This window comes from Hymenobacter jeongseonensis, assembly GCF_015694725.1.
In the GTDB taxonomy this organism is placed as follows: Bacteria; Bacteroidota; Bacteroidia; order Cytophagales; family Hymenobacteraceae; genus Hymenobacter; species Hymenobacter jeongseonensis.
In genome coordinates this window covers 1-20241 of sequence record NZ_JADQDQ010000003.1, presented here as the reverse complement: position 1 = coordinate 20241, position 20241 = coordinate 1, and the positions used below count along the sequence as shown (strand labels likewise).

The 20241-nt window shown below is 58.3% G+C and carries 17 protein-coding genes; 8 read left to right on the top strand and 9 right to left on the bottom strand.

Features of this window, described 5'->3' with window-relative positions:
• Positions 1 to 80: 80 nt before the first annotated feature.
• Positions 81 to 1286 carry an alpha/beta hydrolase family protein gene (locus tag I2I05_RS07015; protein ID WP_196281534.1) on the top strand — a complete coding sequence of 402 codons (1206 nt, stop codon included), beginning with the start codon at positions 81 to 83 and terminating at the stop codon, positions 1284 to 1286.
• Positions 1287 to 1308: 22 nt separating this feature from the next.
• Here I2I05_RS07015 and I2I05_RS07010 read toward each other — a convergent pair whose 3' ends face one another.
• Both I2I05_RS07010 and I2I05_RS07005 read right to left on the bottom strand, forming a co-directional pair.
• Entirely contained in the window at positions 1309 to 2478 is a 1170-nt protein-coding gene (locus I2I05_RS07010; RefSeq protein WP_196281533.1) for an acyltransferase family protein, read from the bottom strand.
• Between the two features lie 79 nt (positions 2479 to 2557).
• Complete coding sequence (locus I2I05_RS07005; RefSeq protein ID WP_196281532.1) at positions 2558 to 3532, bottom strand: arginase; 975 nt, start codon at positions 3530 to 3532, stop codon at positions 2558 to 2560.
• A gap of 244 nt (positions 3533 to 3776) precedes the next feature.
• On the opposite strand from I2I05_RS07005, the gene I2I05_RS07000 reads away from it, so the two are divergent.
• On the top strand, positions 3777 to 5171 hold the full coding sequence (locus I2I05_RS07000) for a type III PLP-dependent enzyme domain-containing protein (protein WP_196281531.1): 1395 nt from the start codon (positions 3777 to 3779) through the stop codon (positions 5169 to 5171).
• 98 nt (positions 5172 to 5269) lie between these two features.
• Complete coding sequence (locus I2I05_RS06995; protein WP_196281530.1) at positions 5270 to 5425, top strand: hypothetical protein; 156 nt, start codon at positions 5270 to 5272, stop codon at positions 5423 to 5425.
• A gap of 78 nt (positions 5426 to 5503) precedes the next feature.
• Here the strand turns inward: I2I05_RS06995 and I2I05_RS06990 are convergent, their stop codons facing one another.
• A complete protein-coding gene (locus tag I2I05_RS06990) occupies positions 5504 to 6022 on the bottom strand; it encodes a D-glycero-alpha-D-manno-heptose-1,7-bisphosphate 7-phosphatase (protein WP_196281529.1) in 519 nt (172 codons plus the stop codon).
• Positions 6023 to 6092: 70 nt separating this feature from the next.
• On the opposite strand from I2I05_RS06990, the gene hemG reads away from it, so the two are divergent.
• From hemG to I2I05_RS06975, 3 genes are all read left to right on the top strand, one after another.
• Positions 6093 to 7466 (top strand): protoporphyrinogen oxidase, encoded by a 1374-nt coding sequence (gene hemG, locus I2I05_RS06985; protein WP_196281528.1) that lies wholly within the window; start codon positions 6093 to 6095, stop codon positions 7464 to 7466.
• Between the two features lie 122 nt (positions 7467 to 7588).
• A complete protein-coding gene (locus I2I05_RS06980; RefSeq protein ID WP_196281527.1) occupies positions 7589 to 8332 on the top strand; it encodes a polyprenol monophosphomannose synthase in 744 nt (247 codons plus the stop codon).
• 109 nt (positions 8333 to 8441) lie between these two features.
• Entirely contained in the window at positions 8442 to 9377 is a 936-nt protein-coding gene (locus tag I2I05_RS06975) for a TerC family protein (protein ID WP_196281526.1), read from the top strand.
• Positions 9378 to 9610: 233 nt separating this feature from the next.
• Here the strand turns inward: I2I05_RS06975 and I2I05_RS22310 are convergent, their stop codons facing one another.
• Positions 9611 to 11734, bottom strand: coding sequence for a transglycosylase domain-containing protein (locus I2I05_RS22310; protein ID WP_196281525.1), 2124 nt, complete (start codon positions 11732 to 11734; stop codon positions 9611 to 9613).
• Between the two features lie 163 nt (positions 11735 to 11897).
• On the opposite strand from I2I05_RS22310, the gene purB reads away from it, so the two are divergent.
• Together purB and I2I05_RS06960 are read left to right on the top strand one after the other, a co-directional pair.
• Complete coding sequence (gene purB, locus I2I05_RS06965) at positions 11898 to 13238, top strand: adenylosuccinate lyase (protein WP_196281524.1); 1341 nt, start codon at positions 11898 to 11900, stop codon at positions 13236 to 13238.
• A 92-nt stretch (positions 13239 to 13330) separates the two neighbouring features.
• Positions 13331 to 14431, top strand: a complete 1101-nt coding sequence (locus I2I05_RS06960; RefSeq protein WP_196281523.1) for a glycosyltransferase family 9 protein — start codon at positions 13331 to 13333, stop codon at positions 14429 to 14431.
• A 21-nt stretch (positions 14432 to 14452) separates the two neighbouring features.
• Here the strand turns inward: I2I05_RS06960 and I2I05_RS06955 are convergent, their stop codons facing one another.
• The 5 genes from I2I05_RS06955 to I2I05_RS06935 form a co-directional block, all read right to left on the bottom strand.
• Positions 14453 to 15580 (bottom strand): glycosyltransferase, encoded by a 1128-nt coding sequence (locus I2I05_RS06955; RefSeq protein WP_196281522.1) that lies wholly within the window; start codon positions 15578 to 15580, stop codon positions 14453 to 14455.
• A gap of 89 nt (positions 15581 to 15669) precedes the next feature.
• Positions 15670 to 16620, bottom strand: coding sequence for a glycosyltransferase family 2 protein (locus I2I05_RS06950; protein WP_317192326.1), 951 nt, complete (start codon positions 16618 to 16620; stop codon positions 15670 to 15672).
• 19 nt (positions 16621 to 16639) lie between these two features.
• A complete protein-coding gene (locus I2I05_RS06945) occupies positions 16640 to 17164 on the bottom strand; it encodes a DUF4199 domain-containing protein (RefSeq protein WP_196281520.1) in 525 nt (174 codons plus the stop codon).
• A gap of 51 nt (positions 17165 to 17215) precedes the next feature.
• The gene (locus I2I05_RS06940) at positions 17216 to 17773 is read right to left on the bottom strand and encodes a DUF4199 domain-containing protein (RefSeq protein WP_196281519.1); all 558 of its coding nucleotides are present in this window, start codon (positions 17771 to 17773) and stop codon (positions 17216 to 17218) included.
• A 72-nt stretch (positions 17774 to 17845) separates the two neighbouring features.
• Complete coding sequence (locus I2I05_RS06935) at positions 17846 to 19894, bottom strand: BatA domain-containing protein (RefSeq protein WP_230688209.1); 2049 nt, start codon at positions 19892 to 19894, stop codon at positions 17846 to 17848.
• Between the last annotated feature and the right edge of the window lie 347 nt (positions 19895 to 20241).

Sequence of the window (20241 nt, the reverse complement as noted above, 5' to 3'; positions counted from 1 at the left end):
TGGGGTGCAGCAGCCATTCGGAACGCCAGCGCTAGTAAATGGCGTTGTGCCCGTGATTCCTGCTCTTAAACTCCGCTGTAGTGACGCTATCCACCCTCACCATCCTTTCGAAATACCGGTTTATCTGGTTGTTTGTGGCTTTGCTTGGGGCCCCCGCCTGCAAGAGCAGCATTCCGGAGCCCGCAACCGAAGCCCCCGCAGCGGCCGAAACCGTCCTGACCGGCAGCACCCTGATTGCCGAGGTAAGCGCCACCGCCCTCACCGACCGCGTGCAGGGCGTGCCGCTGGCCGGCGCGCTGGTGCGCTACCCCATTCAGGTATACCGCCTTACCTACCGCACCAAAACGCCCGAGGGCACCGAAACCACGGCCTCCGGCGCCGTGCTGGTGCCCGTGGGCGCTGGGCCATTGCCGGTGCTCAGCTACCAGCACGGCACGCTGCAGCCGCGCAGCGAACCCCAGGCTCCCTCCTACTACGCACGCGGCAGCGACGTGTGGTCGGTAATCTCGGTGCTGGCCTCCACGGGCTACGTGGTGTCGGCGCCTGACTACTTGGGCTACGGGGCGTCCAAGGCGCTGCCCCACCCCTACGAGCACGCCGCCTCGCTGGCCTCCAGCTCGGCCGACATGCTGCGGGCCACGCGGGAATTTTGCCAGCAGCAGAAGGTGAACATCAACCAGAAAAACTTCCTGCTCGGCTACTCCGAGGGCGGCTACGCCACCATGGCGCTGCACAAATTATTGGAAGAGAAATACGCCACGGCGCTGCCCGTCACGGCCAGTGCGCCCGGCGCGGGGGCTTACCACAAAAGCGCCTTTGCCCGCTATATTCTGGGGGCAACGCAGCCACTCAGCTTTCTGAGCACCTACGTGTGGGTGCTGCGCACCTACGACCGCATCTACGCCTTGAACCGGCCGTTTTCCTTCTACTACCAGCAGCCCTACGCCGCGCAGCTGCAGGCTGACCCCTTTGCCGATGTGCCCAGCCAGCAGGCGCAATTATTTGCCGCCTCTTTTCGCGAAGCCGTGCTCGGCAACAACGATGCGCCCCTGGCGGCGGCCTTGGCCGCCAACGACATTTACGACTGGAAGCCGCGTGCGCCGCTGGCGCTTTTCCACGGCACCGCCGACGATTACGTGCCCTTCTTCAACTCGCAGGATGCCTACGACACCATGCAACAGCGCGGCGCCACGCAAGTGCAGTTGCGCCCCATTCAGGGCGGCAACCACTTCACCTCGGTCACGGCCTACACGCTCGGGGCGTATGCGTTTATCAGCCAGTTTTAAATAAGGAAGCGAATTATGTTCGCTAAAGCACTGGCTGCAAAGTGGCGGACTGTGGGCGGGGTTTGCGTTGCAGAAACGGCCGCTCCAAGCCGTAGTACGAAGCCATGGCCAGCAGAACGGTGAGCCCGAGGCTTGCCAGCAGGGTGAGGAGCCAACGGAGCCAGCCAATTTGCGTGTCAAGCCACGGGCCCCACTGCTGCAGCACCAAGGCAACCGCCAGGTAATGCAGCATATAAAGCCCATACGAAAGCTTGCCCAGGTAGCTGAGCCAGCCTTTTTCCAGGGTGATAATCGGTTTTTTGGCGGCTGCTAAATTCAAAATCAGAACTGCGAACAAGCCGGCGTACACTTGCTCGTGCAGGGGGAAACGCTGCCCCCAGGCCAGTAGGCCCAGCACCGCCAGCAAACTCAACCACTGCACGGCCGGAGCCATCAGCCAGCGCAAAACGGCCGTGCGCCGCTGAAAAAGCAGGATGGCCGGCACCGCCCCCACCACCAGGCAGTCCAGTCGAAAAAAATAAAGAAAGTTGAAAGCAAACGCTAGCACAGGGCCCGGCTCCGGCTGGGCCGCGTGAAAAGCAACCACGATGACGCGCTGAGCGGCCAGCAACAGCAGGAAAACACCGCCTACCACCGGCAGCACCTGCGCCCCCGCCCGGCGCAGCACCCACGGCCACACCAAATAAAACTGCTCTTCGGTGCCAATGGACCAGGCCTGGGACAGAAAAGGAATGCCTCCGTAGAGCACCAGCGCTACGTTGGGCAGTAGCACGGCATGCAGCAAGGCCTGCTGAGGCAGTTGAGCAATATCGGTGCTGAATCCATCGGCGCGCAGCAGCGCCGCGTTGGGCAGCACCAGCAGGGCCAGCAGCACCACCGCGTAGTACAAGGGCCAGATGCGCAGCGCCCGCCGCTTGTAAAACTGCCCCACCGCAATCTGGCCAAATTGCTCCTGTTCCAGCAATAAGAGGTAGGTAATGAGAAATCCACTGAGTACAAAAAACAGCGTCACGCCTTCATCCCCAATACGCTGAACGACGGGAATGTAGCTCAGCGAGGGGCGGCCATGAAACAGCCGCTGCTGCTCGATGTGGTTTATAATAACCAGCAACGCGGCCACGAAGCGTAACCCATTGAGGTTGGGAAAGTAAACCGGGCTGCTGGGACGGCGGTAGAAAGTCGCTTCGGGCATCGGCCAAAAGTACTGGCTACTCCCACTTGCCAGGGCCTACGTGCACCAGTCCCTTGGGCCCGCTGAGGCGCGGCAGTGGCTAACGACTCACCACTTCATCCAGCCGCAGGCGCCGCTCAATGGCTTCGGTGGCGGCTTCCAGAATGTTGAAGGCATTGTTAGCCATGGTGTTTTCGCTGTCGAGGGTCGGGTTGATTTCCACCATCTCGAAGCACACCACCCGGTCGTTTTCGAGCAGGGCGCGGCACAGGGCAATGGCTTCAGGCACGTCGAGGCCCAGCTCTACCGGCGTGCCGGTGCCTTTGCTGAAGCGCGAATCCAGCGAGTCGACATCGAACGAGATGTACACCATGTCGCAAAAGCGCAGCCGCTCGTAAATCTCGCGGGCTACCTGGCGCGGGCCTTTGGTGCGAAACTCATCGAGCTTGAAATTTTTGATGCCAAGCGAGTCGATGATGGCATTTTCTTCCTCCTCGGTGTCGCGCACCACCACGTACACGAGGTGGTCGGCGGTGAGCTTGGGGCCGGGCTCGCCGAGGTTTTGCAGGCGGTGCCAGAAAAACTCCGTTTCGGGGTCGGGCACGTTGTGCTGGTGAGCTAGGTTGTCAACGCCCAGGGCGGCGGCCAGGGGCATGCCGTGCACGTTGCCGCTGGGCGTGGTGTAGGGCGAGTGAATGTCGGCGTGGGCATCAATCCAGACCACGCCCAGGGTTTTGTGCGGGTAGGTGGCCTTGATGCCAGCAATGGTGGCGTTGGCGTTGCTGTGGTCGCCGGCCAGCACCAACGGAAACTCGCCAAAGCGCAGGGTTTGCTCCACGGCGTTGGCAATGCCTTTTTGCACCGTGTAGATGGAATCGATGTGCTTGGCGAAGGGAAAGTGGTTCTTGTCGAACAGCACGTGGTTCAGGTCGGGCACGGCCACGGCATTGAACCGGCGGAAATAATCGGAGCCTTTGTTGAGGCAGGCCACGCGCAGGGCGTCGATGCCCATGCTGGCGCCGCGGGTGCCGGCGCCGAGTTCGGAGCGGACTTCCAGGATTTTAATGCGTTTCATCGGGTGGGAATTTGGGTAGCGAAATGGGGCATCGTTCCAAGGCGGACCGCCCGGGGGCGGCAACCTTCGAGCGCTGCCTTGCGGTAGATATGCTCCACCGTAGCCAAGTCGCTTTATTCCATCGTCACGATGCGAGGAGGAGACCAGAGAACAGTGGACTGTTCCAACCTTTTATCTCCACCCCGGCGGTACTTTTGACCCGCCGACTGCAAAGGTCGGCTTTTCCCGCCGCTTTTAAAAACCGATGGATACTTATCACGACCTAATTTCCCAAACGTTCGACTTCCCCACGGCCGATTTTACGGTGCAGGAGCACGAACTCCGTTTCCACGACATCGACCTCATGGGCCTCGTGGAGAAATACGGCACCCCGCTCCGCCTCACGTACCTGCCCAAAATCAGTTCCCAGATTCAACGGGCAAAAAAATGGTTTGCCGACGCCATTACCCAAACCAATTACCAGGGCACGTATTCCTACGCCTACTGCACCAAGTCGTCGCACTTCCGTTTCGTGCTGGAAGAGGCCCTAAAAAACGACATCCACCTCGAAACCTCGTCCTGGTTCGACATCAGCATCATCCGCAACCTGCACGCCCAGGGCAAAGTCGACAAGCAAAAGCACATCATCTGCAACGGCTTCAAGCCCGAAGCTTACAAGAAAGAAATTGCCGACCTGATTAACGACGGGTTTGTGAACTGCATGCCCATCATCGATGCGCCAAACGAAATCGAGTACTACCACGACCACGTGCGCGAGAAGGTGAACCTGGGCATGCGCCTGGCCTCCGACGAGGAGCCGCGCTTCCAGTTCTACACCTCCCGCCTGGGCATTCGCTACGCCGACGCCATTCCGCTCTACGAAAAGCGCATCAAGGAAGACCCGCGCTTTGAGCTCACCATGCTGCACTACTTCATCAACACCGGCATCAAGGACACGTCCTATTATTGGTCGGAGCTGAGCCGCTTCGTGCACAAGTACTGCGAGCTGCGGAAAGTGTGCCCCACCCTCACCACCATCGACATTGGCGGCGGCTTCCCCATCCAAACCAGCATCCAGCCCGAGTACGACTACCCCTACATGGTGGCCGAAATCCTGCGCACCATCCAGCGCATTTGTCTGGAGGAAGGCGTGCCCGAACCCAACATTTTTACTGAGTTCGGCATCTTTACGGTGGGCGAAAGCGGCGCCATCATCTACAGCATTCTCGACGAAAAGCTGCAGAACGACAAGGAGCTCTGGTACATGATTGACGGCTCGTTCATCACCAACCTGCCCGACACCTGGGCTCTGAACCAACGCTTTATCATGCTGGCGATTAACGGCTGGCAGAAGGGCTACAAGAAGCTCCAGCTCGGCGGCCTCACCTGCGACTCGCAGGACTACTACAATGCCGAAAAGCACATCTACCAGGTGTTCTTGCCCGAGCGCAAGCCCGCCGATGCGCAGCCGCTGTACGTGGGCTTCTTCCACACCGGCGCCTACCAGGAAAGCCTGAGCGGCTACGGCGGCGTCAAGCACTGCCTCATTCCCGCGCCGCAGCACATCATCCTCGACCGCGCCGAAGATGGCACGCTTATCGATACGGTTTTTGCGCCCCAGCAGGAAGCGGCCAGCATGTTGCGAATTCTAGGGTACTAAATAATGCAATTTTTGCGTTCGATTTTTTCTTAGAATATAGGTCTAGCTGCTTATCTTTGAAGCGCAACCTCGTCTTCCCTCACTCGTTTTTTATAATTATGAAGAAGCTCATTCTGCTTGCTGCCGGTTTTACGGCGCTCTCACTTGGCGCCTGCAACCGCCAGGTGTGCCCCGCCTACACCAGCACCAAGGCAGCAACGCCTGTTTCTGCGCCTATCACGGCCAGCACGGCTACGCCCGCAGCGCGCCAGTAAGCACAGGGGTTGAACACCAAAAAGGCCGGCCTTCCCACGTGGAAAGGCCGGCCTTTTTGGTGTTCGCATTTCGCGTTTTTAACCTTCTAGTATCAATTCCGTGGCCGCCCGCAGGTCGGCCACGTGGGGCACGAAGCCCTCCGCGTTTTCCTCCTCTCCCACCAGTACGCCGCGCACGCCAACCTTGGCGCCGGCCTGCATGTCCCGCAGGCGGTCGCCCACTATCCAGCACTGGGCGGGGTCGAGGTTGAAGCGGGCCACGGCTTTTTCCAGCATGCCGGAGTTTGGCTTGCGCAGGATGGATTCGCTCACGCTGGGGTGCGCCTCACTGAAATAAAGCGCATCGATGAGGCCGCCACAGGCATCCTGCAGCTTGGCGTAGCAGGCGCGCACGTCGGTGGCGGTGTAAAGGCCCTTGGCGATGCCGGCCTGGTTGGTGACCACGATGAGGAAGTAGCCGGCCGCTTTGAGCCGAGCCACACTCTCGGGCACGCCGGGGCACACAATGAATTGCTCCGGCTGCCACACGTACGTCCCGAGTTCTTCGTTCAACACGCCGTCGCGGTCTAGGAAAACGGCTTTGTTCTTTGTTGTCATGGCCGCAAAGCTACGGGCGAACCGCAGGACCGCGCCGCTACCTTTGCAGTCCCATTCCCGCACTCAGCATATGAAAATTGCCATCATCGGCGGCGGCGTCAGCGGCCTCACGCTCGCGTGGTACCTGCAACAGGCCGGTGTGCCCTACGACCTATTCGAAGCCGAAACCCGGCCGGGCGGCAACCTCCGCACCTGGGCCACGCCGGAAGGCTACTTGCTGGAAAACGGCCCCAATTCGTTGCAATTGAGCCCTGAGCTGGAAGCATTGCTCGCCAACCTTGACCTGACCGACCAGATTCAGGAAAGCGCCGACGTCAGCAAGCATCGCTATGTGCTGCGTGGCGGGCGCTACCGCCAACTGCCCGGCTCGCCTCCCGCCCTGCTCACCAACGGTTTTTTCAGCCTCAAAGCCAAGTGGCAGCTCCTGCAGGAACTGCGCAAGCCCGCCGTGCCGGCGGAGCCCAACGAAACGGTGGCCCACTTTTTTCGCCGCCGGTTTGGGCCCGAAATCGTTGACTACGCCGTCAACCCGTTCATGGCCGGCATCTACGCCGGCGACCCCGAAAAGCTGCTGCTGCACAAGACGTTTCCGCAACTCGCGGCGCTGGAACAACAATACGGCTCGGTGCTGCGGGGCCTGGCCAAAACCGGAAAAGGCACGCCACGCCGCCGCATCGTCACCCTCGAAGGCGGGGTGCAAACCCTGACGGATGCCCTTGCGGCCAAGCTCACCAATTATTACCCCGGCGTTCAGATTTCAAGCATCACGCGCAATGCCACGGGCAGCTATGAGGTGCATTCTCCGGCTTCGGGCAGCCCCGTTTTTTGGCCCCCAATTGGGCCAGGTGAAGTCCGCAAAACGGCCGTGGCCTACACCCACCTGGCTCTGGCCCTGCCGGCCTATGCGGCTGCCGAACTCCTGCAGCCCTTATTTCCGAAACCGGCCGCGGCTTTGGCCGCCGTGCACTACCCGCCCATGAGCGTAGTGTTTTCTGCCTACGACCGGGCGGCGGTGGCGCATCCCCTCAACGGCTTTGGGGCGCTGCATCCGAAAGTGGAGGGCGCGTACGCGGCGGGCTCCATCTGGACCAGTGCCATCTACCCGCAGCGTGTGCCGGCCGGGCAGGTGCTATTCACCACGTTTGTAGGCGGCGCGCAGTACGAAGCGGCCGCCCGTGAGCCCGAGGACGTACAAAAGGCCGCCGTGCATGCCGAGCTGAGCCGTTTTTATGGCATTTCAGGGAAGCCGCGTTGGCAAGGGCGCTATTTCTGGCCGCGCAGCATTCCTCAATTCGATGCGCCCATTGTGGAGGCCCACGCGGCGGCGACAGCCCTCGAAACTGAAAACATCGTGGCCGTGGCCAATTGGCGGGCCGGCGTCAGCGTGCCCGACTGCATTCGCCACGCCAAGCGGGTGGCGGCCACGCTAGCAGTTGGGCAGTAGCCATTTCTGCTTGCGTACAACAATATTGCAAGGCCGCATTATTACCATTAAGAAAGCAAATTATCATCCGGGCACCAGTTGGGGCATGCAGCTTCGCACAGGGGAACCCTATCTTTGAGCCCATGAGTGAAGGCCTCGTCCTAATTCCTACTTACAACGAGCGCGAAAATGCGGAGCTTATTATCCGCAAAGTGATGTCGTTACCGCGGGCTTTCGATGTCCTGATTATCGACGACGGCTCGCCCGACGGCACGGCGGACATTGTGCGGGGCCTGCAGGCCGAATTTCCGGGGCGCTTGTTTTTGGAGGAGCGCAAGGGCAAGCAAGGCCTGGGCACGGCCTACATCCACGGCTTCCGGTGGGCACTGAGCCACGGCTACGAATACGTATTCGAGATGGACGCCGACTTCTCGCACAACCCCGAAGACTTGCTGCGCCTGCACGATGCCTGCCGCCTCGAGGGCTTTGACCTGGCCATTGGCTCGCGCTACATTCAGGGCGTGAACGTGGTGAACTGGCCCATGTCGCGGGTTCTGATGTCCTATTTCGCCTCCTGGTACGTGCGCCTGATAACGGGCATGCCCATTCGCGACGCCACCGCTGGCTTCAAGTGCTATTCGGCGCGGGTGCTGCGCACCATCGACTTGCCGGATATCAAATTCGTTGGCTACGCTTTTCAGATAGAGATGAAGTGGCTGGCCTACCAATTAGGCTTTCGCATCAAAGAAGTGCCCATTATTTTCACCGACCGCACCCGGGGCACCTCCAAGATGTCGTCGGGCATTGTGAAAGAGGCCTTCTTCGGCGTGCTGCAAATGAAAGTAAGCAGCTGGTTTCGCCCGCAAAGGCCCGTGAGCAACCGCTAATCCGCGGCGCGGGCCTGCGCCGTTAGCTGGTTTGTTATCGAACCAGAACCGCCGCGGCTCGCCCCAAAGCCAACCAGCTTGCAAGCCCCGGCGTATCTTGCCCCAACGCATGGAAAATTCTCCCCTGTTTTGGCTGGTCTTTAACGTTTTTGTAATCGGGCTGCTCCTGCTCGATTTGCTGGTCTTCAACCGCAAAGCCCACGCAATCAAGCTGCGCGAAGCCCTGGGCTGGAGCGCCTTTTGGATTGCGTTGTCGTTGGCCTTCAACTTTTTGGTGTACCGCACCATGGGCCCCGAAGCGGGATTGCAGTGGCTCACGGGGTATTTGGTGGAGAAGGCGTTGAGCGTCGACAACCTGTTTGTCTTCCTGCTTATTTTCAACTACTTCAATGTGCCGCCGCAGTTTCAGCACCGCATTCTTTTTTGGGGAGTGCTAGGCGCACTGATTTTACGCGCCGTCTTTATTCTGGTGGGGGGCGCACTGCTGGCCAAGTTTCACTTCCTGATTTACCTACTGGGAGCCTTCCTCGTGTACACCGGCGTGCGGATGGGACTGAGCGGCGACGGCCCGGAAATAGACCCCGAGAACAACCCGATAGTGCGCTTTCTGAGCCGCCATCTGCCCATTACCCGGAACATGGAGGGCGGTAAGTTCTTTGTGCGCCGCGACGGGGTGCGTTTTGCAACCCCGCTGTTTGTGGTGTTGGTAATGGTGGAAACCACCGATGTGGTTTTTGCGGCCGATTCCATTCCCGCCATTTTGGCTATCACGCGCGACACTTTTATCGTCTTCACGTCCAACGTGTTTGCGCTGCTGGGCCTGCGGGCCCTGTACTTTGCCCTGGCCAGCATGATGCGCCTGTTCCACTACCTGCACTACGGCCTCTCGCTGATTCTGGTCTTTATCGGCGCCAAAATCCTACTGGAAAGCTTCTTTCCCATCCCCATGCCGGTGGCGCTGGGCGTAGTGGGCGGCTTGCTGCTGTTGAGCGTACTAGCCTCGGTGGTGTGGCCCAAAAAGGAAGCCGACACGCTTCCAGAATAGGGCCGCGCAGCTGTGGAACTTGGTCATGGCCCTCCTCCCAAAGAGAGCCGACCCTGACGTTAATGAACAAACAAAAAGCCCCGGCTCAATTGAACCGGGGCTTTTTGTTTAAAACTGAATCTTGTGGCGTGGCTCCCCACTCTTTGGAAGATGGGCCAGGGTGAGGTTTTCAAACCAAGGGCTTCGCCGACACGTCAGCCGCCCCGTTCTTTTCTGAGTTGCTTGGGAATGGGCTATTTAGGCTCTTTCCCGGGTACCACTTCGGCGGCACCGGTATTCACGCCCGCATCGGGAGCCGCGCCGGTGTTGAGCAAATCCAGCAAATCCAAGGGTTCAAATTGCGTCGAATCGGCTTGGGGGGTGATACGCGTCGTATCGGGGCGCACGGCAAAGCTCATGTACCGGCGCGCAGGCCCGTTTAGGTTGAGCGAATACGGCATGCTTTGGCGGTCGTTGTTGGTAATGAGGCCGCGGGTAGCCATGATGTCGGCAATGAGCCGGAAGAAATAGCGGGTGCTCCGGCGCAGGTCCCCGTAGGAATCGAAGGAATAGCGGGCGTACTTCGGCTTGGGGATGATGCTGGCCAGGTACAGGCTTTCGGATAGGTTCAGCTCGTTGGGGCGCTTGCCGTAGTAGAACAGGGCCGCGTCTTTCACGCCGTACACGCCGCGCTTGCCGCTGGGCCAGCGGAACCCACTCGGGCCCCACTCAATGATGTTGAGGTACACTTCAAACATGCGCTGCTTGCTGGCCAGTTGCATGTTCTCGAGCAGCCACACAATCAAGGCTTCCTCCATTTTGCGGGCCACGGTTTTCTGACGGGTCAAAAACACGTTTTTCACCAGTTGCATCGAGAGCGTGCTGCCGCCGCGGGCAAAGCGCTTTTCCTTGATGTTCTGAATGGCTGACTTCACAAAGGCTTTCTCCATGAAGCCCTTATGCGTGAAAAAGCGCGGGTCCTCGGCCGTGGTGATGGCGTGAATGAGGTAGGGCGACACGTCGTTGTAGGACACGAAGTCCGGGTTGGGCGGCCCCACCCGAAAGGTGCGCACCGAGTCGCCCTTGTCGTTGTACACCGTGTGCTCGAAGGCCGTATTCAGCTTGTTCAGGTCCTGCTCTCCAAAACTGGTCAGCTTGAACTTGTTGCCTTTGAGGCTGGAATCGAATTTTAGGCTGTCCACTTGGGCCATGTCGAGGCTGCCGCTCATGCGGTAGGTGAGCGTGCCGGTGCCGCGCACGCCGCGCACTTCATCAAAAATGCCGGTGGGCAGGGACGAAAAGAAGTCGTTGGCCTGTGTCTCGGCCGACATGACCTTGATGGCCACGGCCCGGCTGGGCTTCATCCGCACGCTGATTTCGGGGTACAGCACCAGCTTGTTGATCGTGACCTGGCTGCCTTTTTCCAACGAAGCGGTGCCGCGTCCCAACTGGGCCACAAAATCCAGCGCGCCGCTCTTGATTTCTATCTCGTCGGCCGCCAGTTTGGGATGGTAGAGGCTAAAATTTCGGGCTGCCACCGAGCCACGCACCGTGAGCTGGCCGCCGGTATCGTCGTTGTCAAAGTCCTTGCTGTCGAGGCGCACCAGCACCGTATCGAAGCTGACCAAGGCGCCAAAGCGGCGCGGCAAATACGGCAACTGCACCGAACTGCCCCGGCCGAATACCCGGGCCGTCAAGGCATAATCATCCGGCTCGATGTGCCCGCTGATGCCGAGCTCATTCACCATCGAATCGATATTGGCCGTCAGCCGGCCCGAAATGTCGCCGTCTTTAATGCTGAGCTCCGGCAATTGCAGGATGGCCATGTGCCGGGGGCTCGAATAGCTAACGTAAAAATCTTTGAAGTCGGCCTCGCCGGGCACGTTGTCAAACCCCGTTTCGAGCACCTGGTTCAGGAGCAGGCCGTAGTTGGTGCCCTTGGTGGTATCCACGGGCACGGTGCTGGTCTTTTGCTTTTTGGCTAAGAACCCAAAGTTGTCGGTGGTAGCCGTTTTGCGTGCGGTGAGGCGTGCGGCGATAATTTCGAGGCCGCTGAACACCGGGCGGCCCGCAAACAGCGAACGCACGCTCAAGCTAGCCTGCAAGCGCTTGGCCGTGAGTAATGTATCGGTGGGGGCCGTGCGGGGCACTAAGCTCATGCCGGCAATTTCCACGGTTTTGAAGCCGATAAATCGGGCCGGTCCTAGGGTGAGTGTAACCGGGTATTTGAGCTCAACTTTGGCTTTAACTTTCTCAAGCGCGTAGGTGAGCAGCTGCTGACGCTTCCACTGAAACACGGCGAAAGCCACGAGCAGCAACAAGGCCACACTGCCCAGAATGCCGATAATAAGTCGTTTGGTGGAAGGAGATACGGACACGGAATAGAATAAAGTGGGCGGGTTCGCCACCATCAAAGGTAAGAAAAACGGAAACGGGAAGCAGCGCTTTTCTTACCGCACCGCGGGTACTATACGGGTAATGTGCAGGCTACGGGGGAGCCCAAGGTAGTGTCGCGCTGATTTCTGCCTGTACTTTTGCTCCATGTCTAGTCCCCTTACCGCTCTTTCGCCCCTCGACGGGCGCTACGCTCGGGCCACTGCTCCGCTGGCCGCCCGCTTCTCCGAAATGGCTTTGATGCGCTACCGGGTGTTGGTGGAAGTGGAGTATTTTATTGGGTTGGCCGAGTTGCCGCTGCCCCAGTTACAAAGCGTATCGGCCGAGAGCTTTCCGGCACTGCGCCGGCTATACGAAAGCTTCACCGAAGCCGATGCCGAGGCCATCAAAGCCCACGAGGCCGTTACCAACCACGACGTGAAAGCCGTGGAATACTTTCTGCGCGACCAGTTCACGGCCCTCGGCTTGGGCCACGTTGTCGAGTTCATTCATTTCGGCCTCACCTCGCAGGACATCAACAACACGGCCATTCCTTTGAGTTTCCGCGATGCGCTGATGGGCGAATTGCTGCCCGCCTACGCGCAGGTGCGCAACGCCCTCTCGGCCCGCGCCCAGGAGTGGAGCGCCGTGCCCATGCTGGCCCGCACCCACGGCCAGCCCGCCTCCCCCACCCGCCTCGGCAAAGAGATTGAGGTGTTTGTGGCCCGGCTCGATGCCCAGGTAACGCTGCTGGCGCAGGTGCCGTTTGGCGCGAAATTCGGCGGGGCCACTGGCAATTTCAATGCACATTACGTGGCCTACCCGCAGGTGGACTGGCACGCCTTTGCCGGCACTTTCGTCAACAACCGGCTGGGCCTGCACCGCTCCTTCCCCACCACCCAGATTGAGCACTACGACCACCTGGCGGCCCATTGCGACGCCCTCAAACGCCTCAACACCATCCTGCTCGACCTGGCCCGCGACGTGTGGCAGTATATTTCGCTCGGCTACTTCAAGCAAACCATCAAGGCCGGCGAGGTGGGCTCCTCGGCCATGCCGCACAAGGTGAACCCCATCGATTTTGAGAATGCCGAGGGCAACCTGGGCGTGGCCAACGCCTTGCTCGAACACTTCGCGGCCAAACTCCCCATCTCCCGCCTGCAGCGCGACCTCACCGACTCCACGGTGCTGCGCAACCTGGGCGTGCCGCTCGGCCACATTCTCATCGCCCTTGGCGCCTTGCAGCGCGGCCTGGGCAAGCTGGCCCTCGACGAATCGGCCCTGCAGCGCGACCTCGAAGCCAACTGGGCCGTGGTGGCCGAAGGCATCCAAACCATTCTGCGCCGCGAAGCTTACCCCGACCCCTACAACGCCCTCAAGGCCCTCACCCGCACCGGCGAGGCTATTTCGGCCGCCAGCATCGGAGCGTTTATCGAGGGGCTGGATGTGGGCGAACCCGTGAAAGCCGAGTTGCGGAGCATCACCCCGCATAGCTACGTGGGGCGGTAAGCCGTCGCTCAACCGCCACTACCACCTAGGTGGCTTTTGGGTAGCCCAGGTTGGGCAATCCACTACTTTTGCCTGCTTATCGTTTCCCCTCCGTGCCTCACCTGCTCCACTCCGTTTCCGTGCATCCCGACTGTCGCCATTTTCGCGGCGACCTGCCTTGCCGCCCCAACAAAACTCACGGCTACGTTTGCGACGGCTGCCCGGTGTATGCGCCCGTACGCAGCCGGGTGCTCATCATCAAGTTGGGGGCCATTGGCGATGTTATTCGGACCACGCCGCTACTGCGGCGGCTGCGGGAAGAGCGGCCGGACTGCTTCATTACCTGGCTCACGCACACGCCCGCCATTCTGCCCCAGGACGCGGTGGACGAGATTTTGAAGTTTGACTTTGCCAGTGCCCTCCAGCTCCAGGCCCGGCAGTTTGATGTGGTTATCAACCTCGACAAGGAGAAAGAGGCCTGTGCCCTGCTTAACACCATTCAGGCCCCGGAGAAATTTGGCTATGCCCTACGCCCACACGACGGCGTGGCTTGGCCCCAGAACCCGCTCGCCGAGCACAAATTCCTAACCGGCCTCTTCGACCAGATAAGCCAGGCCAACACCAAGCCCTACGTGCAGGAAATCTTCGAGCTCTGCGGCTTCGATTTCCGGGGCGAAGAATACGTCTTCGATACCCACGAGGACAAGGGCTACGATTGGCGCGCGCTGCCCACCGGCGCGCCCCGCATCGGCCTCAATACCGGCTGCGGCGACCGGTGGACCACCCGCCTCTGGAGCGACGAGAAATGGATTTCCCTCATCGAGGGCCTGCAACGGGCCGGCTACGCCCCCGTGCTGCTGGGAGGCGAGGCCGAAGACGCCCGCAACCGGGTGCTGCACGCCGCCACCGGTGCCGCGTACCTGGGCACCTTTCCCCTGCCCCAGTTCATCAACCTGATGCACCAGCTCGATGCCATCGTGACGCAGGTAACCATGGCCATGCACATCAGCATTGCGCTACGCAAGCCCACCATTCTGATGAATAATATCTTCAATTCCCACGAATTTGACCTCTACGGCCGCGGCCAAATTGTGGGCCCCAACCGGGAATGCGTCTGTTTCTACCGCGGCACGTGCAAGCTGGGCACGAGTTGCATGGAAGACCTGCCGGCCGAAAAAGTGCTACAAGCCGTGCGCGAAACCGTAGCGCTGTAGCCGTTCGGCGCGGCGCCTGACCTAGCGGGCCACTTCTTTAAGCGCGGCAACCATCACTTCCCACGAAAACTGCTTCTTCTGCTCGCGCACGCCGGCCGTGAAAGCGGGCTCTCGTTTCTGGGCATAGAAATCGACCACCGCATCGGCAATGGCGGCGGCGGTTGGCGGCACCACGTAGCCCACCACGCCGTTGGGAATCAACTCGGCTAGGCCGCCCACGTCGGTCACGAGCATGGGGCGCTCAAAATGATACGCAATTTGCGACACCCCGCTTTGCGTGGCATTCTTGTAGGGCTGCACGATTAAATCGGCAGCACAGAAATAATCCACCACCTTTTCATTGGGAATAAAATCGGTGGCTCTGATTATTCTTTCTTCCAGCTGATAGCGTTTAATTAACTCTTCGTAGGGGGCCGCCGGCTCGTAAAATTCGCCGGCAATAATTAACTTAATGGGCAGCGCGGCTATTCGCTCATCGGCAAAAGCTGCCAGCATAATATCTAATCCTTTGTAGGCGCGAATGAACCCGAAGAACAGTAAATAGCTGGTTGTATTTGGCAAATTCAGCGCATTTAGGGCATCGCTCTTGGTCTTGATTGGCCCGAAATTATCGTAGAGCGGATGCGGCCGGTACAGCGCCGGTTTCTGGCCAAAACCCAGCCGTTGTAAGTCACCTAATACGCTGCGGCTCATGGTCACAAATCCGTCGCAGGCGCTCAAAAAATAGCGCGTGAGAGGTCCATCGCCCGGCCGTTTTTCGTGCGGAATTACGTTATCCGTAATGGCAACCACGCGCGTGTGGCCATTGCCGCGCACCAGCCGTGCCACCGTGCCGAGGGCTGGGCCCATAAACGGCAGCCAAAACCGGAATATCACCACATCGGGCTTTTCGGTGCGCAGCTTGCGCCCCACTTGCCACCAGGTGAAGGGGTTGACGGAGTTCAGGCTTACTTCAATATCCAAATCGACCGGGCCGGCCTCCGTGCTAAACTGGGTTTGGCCGGGGAACAAGAAGTCCGGGTATTGAAGCGAAAACGTCACGAGGCGCACTTCGTCTCCCGCCGCTTGAAACGCCCGTGCCAGCCGCTCGTTGTAGGTGGCCAACCCACCGCGCAGCGGATACGCCGGGCCAATTATGACAACCTTCATTGCAGGCACTAATTAATTCGTGTCGACGCCTAATTACGCCCCATGTTGAGCCTGTGTAATAATTACAAGTTGCGGAGTAGTACGCACGTTTAATTGAGCGTTTCCCGCACCAGGTAATCGTTGCGGCGCGGCCCGTTTAATTGCACCATTTCCGCCAGAAAGCCGGCTAAAAACAGCTGTACGCCCACAATCACCGCCACCAGCGCTAAGAAGAACAACGGCTGGTCGGTTACGTTGCGCGCCCGCAGATTATGATAAGCCAGCCACCACTTTTCGCCCGTCAGCCAGAGCGTCAGGAGCATGCCCACGAGAAAAGAAAAGGAGCCCAGCGTGCCGAAAAAGTGCATAGGGCGCCGCCGGAACCGGCTCACAAACGTGATGCTGGCCAAATCGAGAAAGCCATAAACGAACCGCTCCAGCCCGAACTTAGTCACGCCGTATTTGCGCTCCTGGTGCTGCACCACTTTCTCGCCGATGCGCCGGAAACCATTCCATTTCGCGATGACGGGAATGTAGCGGTGCATTTCGCCGTACACCTCAATGCTTTTCACCACGCGCTGGTCATACGCTTTCAGGCCGCAGTTGAAATCGTGTAGCCGAATGCCCGAAATCCAGCGGGTGGCACCGTTGAACAGCTTGGTGGGAATGGTTTTCGACAGCGGGTCGTAGCGTTTTTGCTTCCACCCGCTCACCAGGTCAAACTTGTCCTCGGTGACCATGCGGTAGAGTTCGGGCAATTCCTCGGGCGAGTCCTGCAGGTCGGCGTCCATGGTGAACACCACCCGGCCCCGCGCCGCCTCAAAGCCCACATTCAATCCCGCCGATTTGCCGTAATTCCGGTTGAACCGGATGCCCCGCAGCGCATCGTCGGTCGCGGCCAGGGATTGAATCACTTCCCAAGAATCGTCCGTCGAGCCGTCATCAATCAGGATAACCTCGTAGGAAAGGGCGCGGGGTTGCAGCACCCGCGCAATCCAACGCGTCAACTCAGGCAACGACTCTGCTTCGTTGAGCAGCGGAATCACGATGGATATTTCCACCGGAAAAGTAACAGATGATTTATTCAAACTCAGGTTTTGAATGCTTGACAAATGCCGAGATAATCAGTGACAGCAAAACGCCCGTAATAATGCTTGTCACCAACACGATAACCACCATCATGGGGCCGTTCATGAACTTACCAGCCATGGCCATTCCCTGGTCAATTTGCTCGTCCGACAAGCCGCCTTTGGCTTCCATATCGGCCCGGGCCTTTTCCATCATCCGTCCCACGGCATCGGTGTCAATGATGTTTAAGTACACATAGGTAAACACGGCGCTCAATGCGCCCACCACGGCCGAAATCATTGTTCCAATGCCCAAACCCTGGCCAAAGCTCATGAACCCGTAGTTGTGTTCTTTGAAATGGCGCATGGCCAGCACAATGCCCACAATCAGCACCAAAAAGGTGACGAACCGCAACGGGCTCTGCTCCATGCTGGCGGCAAACAACCCGAACGAAATAATGACGCTGATTAGGCCCGTGAGCAAGCCATAACGCAGTCCCACCGAAGTGGCCGAAACAGGAGTAGCATTTGTTTCCATTGAGTTGGATTTGAAAAAGGTGAAGTAAAAGAGCCGAAAGGTAAACCGAATTTATTCGCGCAGAAATATTCCGCTTGGCACAGCCAGCACAAGGCCCAGCAGCACAAGCTGCGTGAAATTACTGATGGCCATGTCACCAACGGATACATTTGCGACCTTCTGAAGCTGCTGTTGCTTCTGCTGCGGGCTCAGCTCTACTTTCGAGTTCTCCCGCTGTTGTGCCCGCACTATCTCCAAAATCTCGGCCCGGTGCACCGCCAACGCCTTCTCCCCAGCCCCATAGGCCAGCCCAACCAAGCTACCGGCTGAGATAAGGGCTGCTACTAACACGGTTAGCATTCCCACGCCCAACGAACGTCCCAAACCCGGCTTTTCCGGCTTAAGCTGCCGCCGCAGTATCCATTGGCTGGCCACGGCCACCAGCGGCACCAACAGTTGCGCCAGTATCTGCTTCGGCCCGAAACCGTTGTTGCCGGTAAGCTGCAACCCCATCATCCAAAGCGCGCACACCGCCCCCACTCCCACTCCAAAGCGCACGCCCAGGCGCGTCGCTAGTCCCGCTGTCGGGTTGGGTTGAGCAAGAGGGTTTGCTTTAAAGGAAGTATCCATGGGCCAGGCAGTGATTCAGGCGACAAGATACGCTCCATTACCTCTGCAACGCCATTTTTCTCGCATTCACGGCTACGCCACTACCTTCTCCACAGGCCGGGCCACGGCCCGATTACCAAAACGAATCAGCAACGTTTCCGCAAGCAAACACACCAGAGCAAATGCCAGGAAATAGCGCCACAGCGGCTGGCCCATCTGGTCGGCGCTAAACTTGGCCAAGCCGGCCCCGTTTTCGCCGCTTTCCAGGACCGTAACATTGGGCCGCCCACTAACTAACCGGCGCAACTCATCTGCCGTGTAAGCCGCTAATTCTGATTCTCTTTTGTCCTGATTGAAAGCCAACGTAGTCAGCACCTTGCCCCGCTGCTGCACTTGGTAAAAACCCGGCGTATCCATGCCTTGTGGCAAATCCAAACGCACCTGTTGCCCGAACACCCGCTGGGAAGGAATCAGCGTTAGGCTGTCCTTCACCAACCGTATGCCGGCCTCTTCCGAGCTCCCAGTTCCAGTTGTGGCGGGTAGTTGCAAACTCAGCGAAGGTTGCGTCAGGCGGTAGGCGGGCAATTGCTCGGCGCGGTAACTCAGCATTGCCAACCGATACATGACCGGTACAAAGAGAGCATGCTGCACAAAATCAGAATACTCCTCCGCAAACGGTGCGGAAAAAACATAAACCCGTCCTAACCCGCTCGTAAAATTTGCCAAATAGCTTTCTCCATCCCGCAACCGCAGAATGTCAGTTCCCGTGCGTGACCACCGCAACACCGGCGCCACCCGCGGCATTGTTGCCGCCCGCTGTTGTGCCCCAAATACATCTCGAAAAAACGGCTCACGTGCACTCGGCATTGCGACCTCACGCAACTCCGGCGTAGCAGTTTTTGCTTCCCACTGCACCGTCCCGAGGCCCAACTCCCTAAAGAGTGTTTGGTAAGAGTTCTGTGCGGCAACTGAAGCCGGCGGTACCACCACCACACTTCCCCCCCGTTGAACGACAGCCTTCAATCCATCACGTAAACCAGCATCCAACCGCTCTACTTCCTGAACGATTACCAAATCTGCCCGTTGCATCACCCCGAAGCTCAGGTTTTCAGGCTTCGAAAACGCGTAAGTGAACAGGGGTTCATTGCCATAGAGCTGCTGCGCAACTGGGGTATTGCCAACCTCCAACACCCGAATAGAAGCCGCTGGCTGCATGGTGAAGTAGTAAGTGTTATCAAAAGTGACTGGTGCATCTTCGACCACTACCCGTCCCAGCACTAACTTCTCATCATCCAAACGCACTTGCACTACGGACGCAAACGCTTGGCCAGGCTCTACGTTAACACGAAATGCTGCTACCTGTCGACTGCCCAAAAACACCTTTACTGGGCAATCAGATGCCACAACACTGCCCCCATTCCTCACTCGTACATGCAATCCCACATTGATTCGCGCCCGAACGAACGCATCATCCAACCAAACGCTATCGACATAGATATTACTGCTTGACTCCGCTGAAACAGGAGCCAAAATAAGTTGCCTTCCTGTAGCTAATTTATCTATCGTCTTTATATCAAAGGAATTCTTCTGGTAATCAGAAAAAACAAACCGGTTGATATTAACATTCTCCCTGCCATTAGCCTCGCTAACTTTTGACACAATTCCCTGCGCCTTTAAATCAATCTCATCTAGCTTATCTCGAAAAGCCTCCTGAGAAAAAAAGGCATTCCCAATATTCAGCAATCTTAATTTACTGCCTACTGGGGCAGAATTCCCCAATTTTTTAGCTTCTGATATAGCCTCACGCACCAACGGGGCTTGCGGCCCAGGCTGTTGCATGCTAAACGAATCATCGATTAAAATTTCCGACCCCATCCCATTCGATGTCGCATTCTCAGATTCAGCAGCAATGAATGGTTGGCAAAATACCAGCACCAACCCAGCAATAGTTAAAGTCCGTGCTACCAGCACCAATAAATGTTGAACCTTACGATGACGAACGGTCACCAGTTCTACTTCTCTAATGAAAGATGTATTAGTAAATAGTATCCGTTGCGGTCTACGTAATTGCAGCAAATGAATAATTACTGGAATTACAACAGATACTAAACACACTAAAAACCAAGGATACAAGAAATACATTTGTAAAACTGTTAATTAATTATATACAATTAGTATATACCAAACAATTATTCTTCAACAGCAACAAGTTTGAGTAAGAATTGTCTGCTAATGAATCAAAACACATAAGCAAATGATTTTTTGAACTGCATTCGCCACAATTATACATATAATTACCCTTGCCCCATGCGCTGCTTCGGCGCACATGGGCCGGGAGCACCCGGCCGCCGGCCGCCGCGGCGCCCGGTTGTCGGCGGGGGTAAGCGGGGAAGTGGGGGCTTGTAAACGCAGAACGCCCCTGCGCGGGCCGGTGAAGGCGGGCGCAGGGGCGTTGGGGCAAATAAGGTTGGCGGCGACCGACTCTCCCA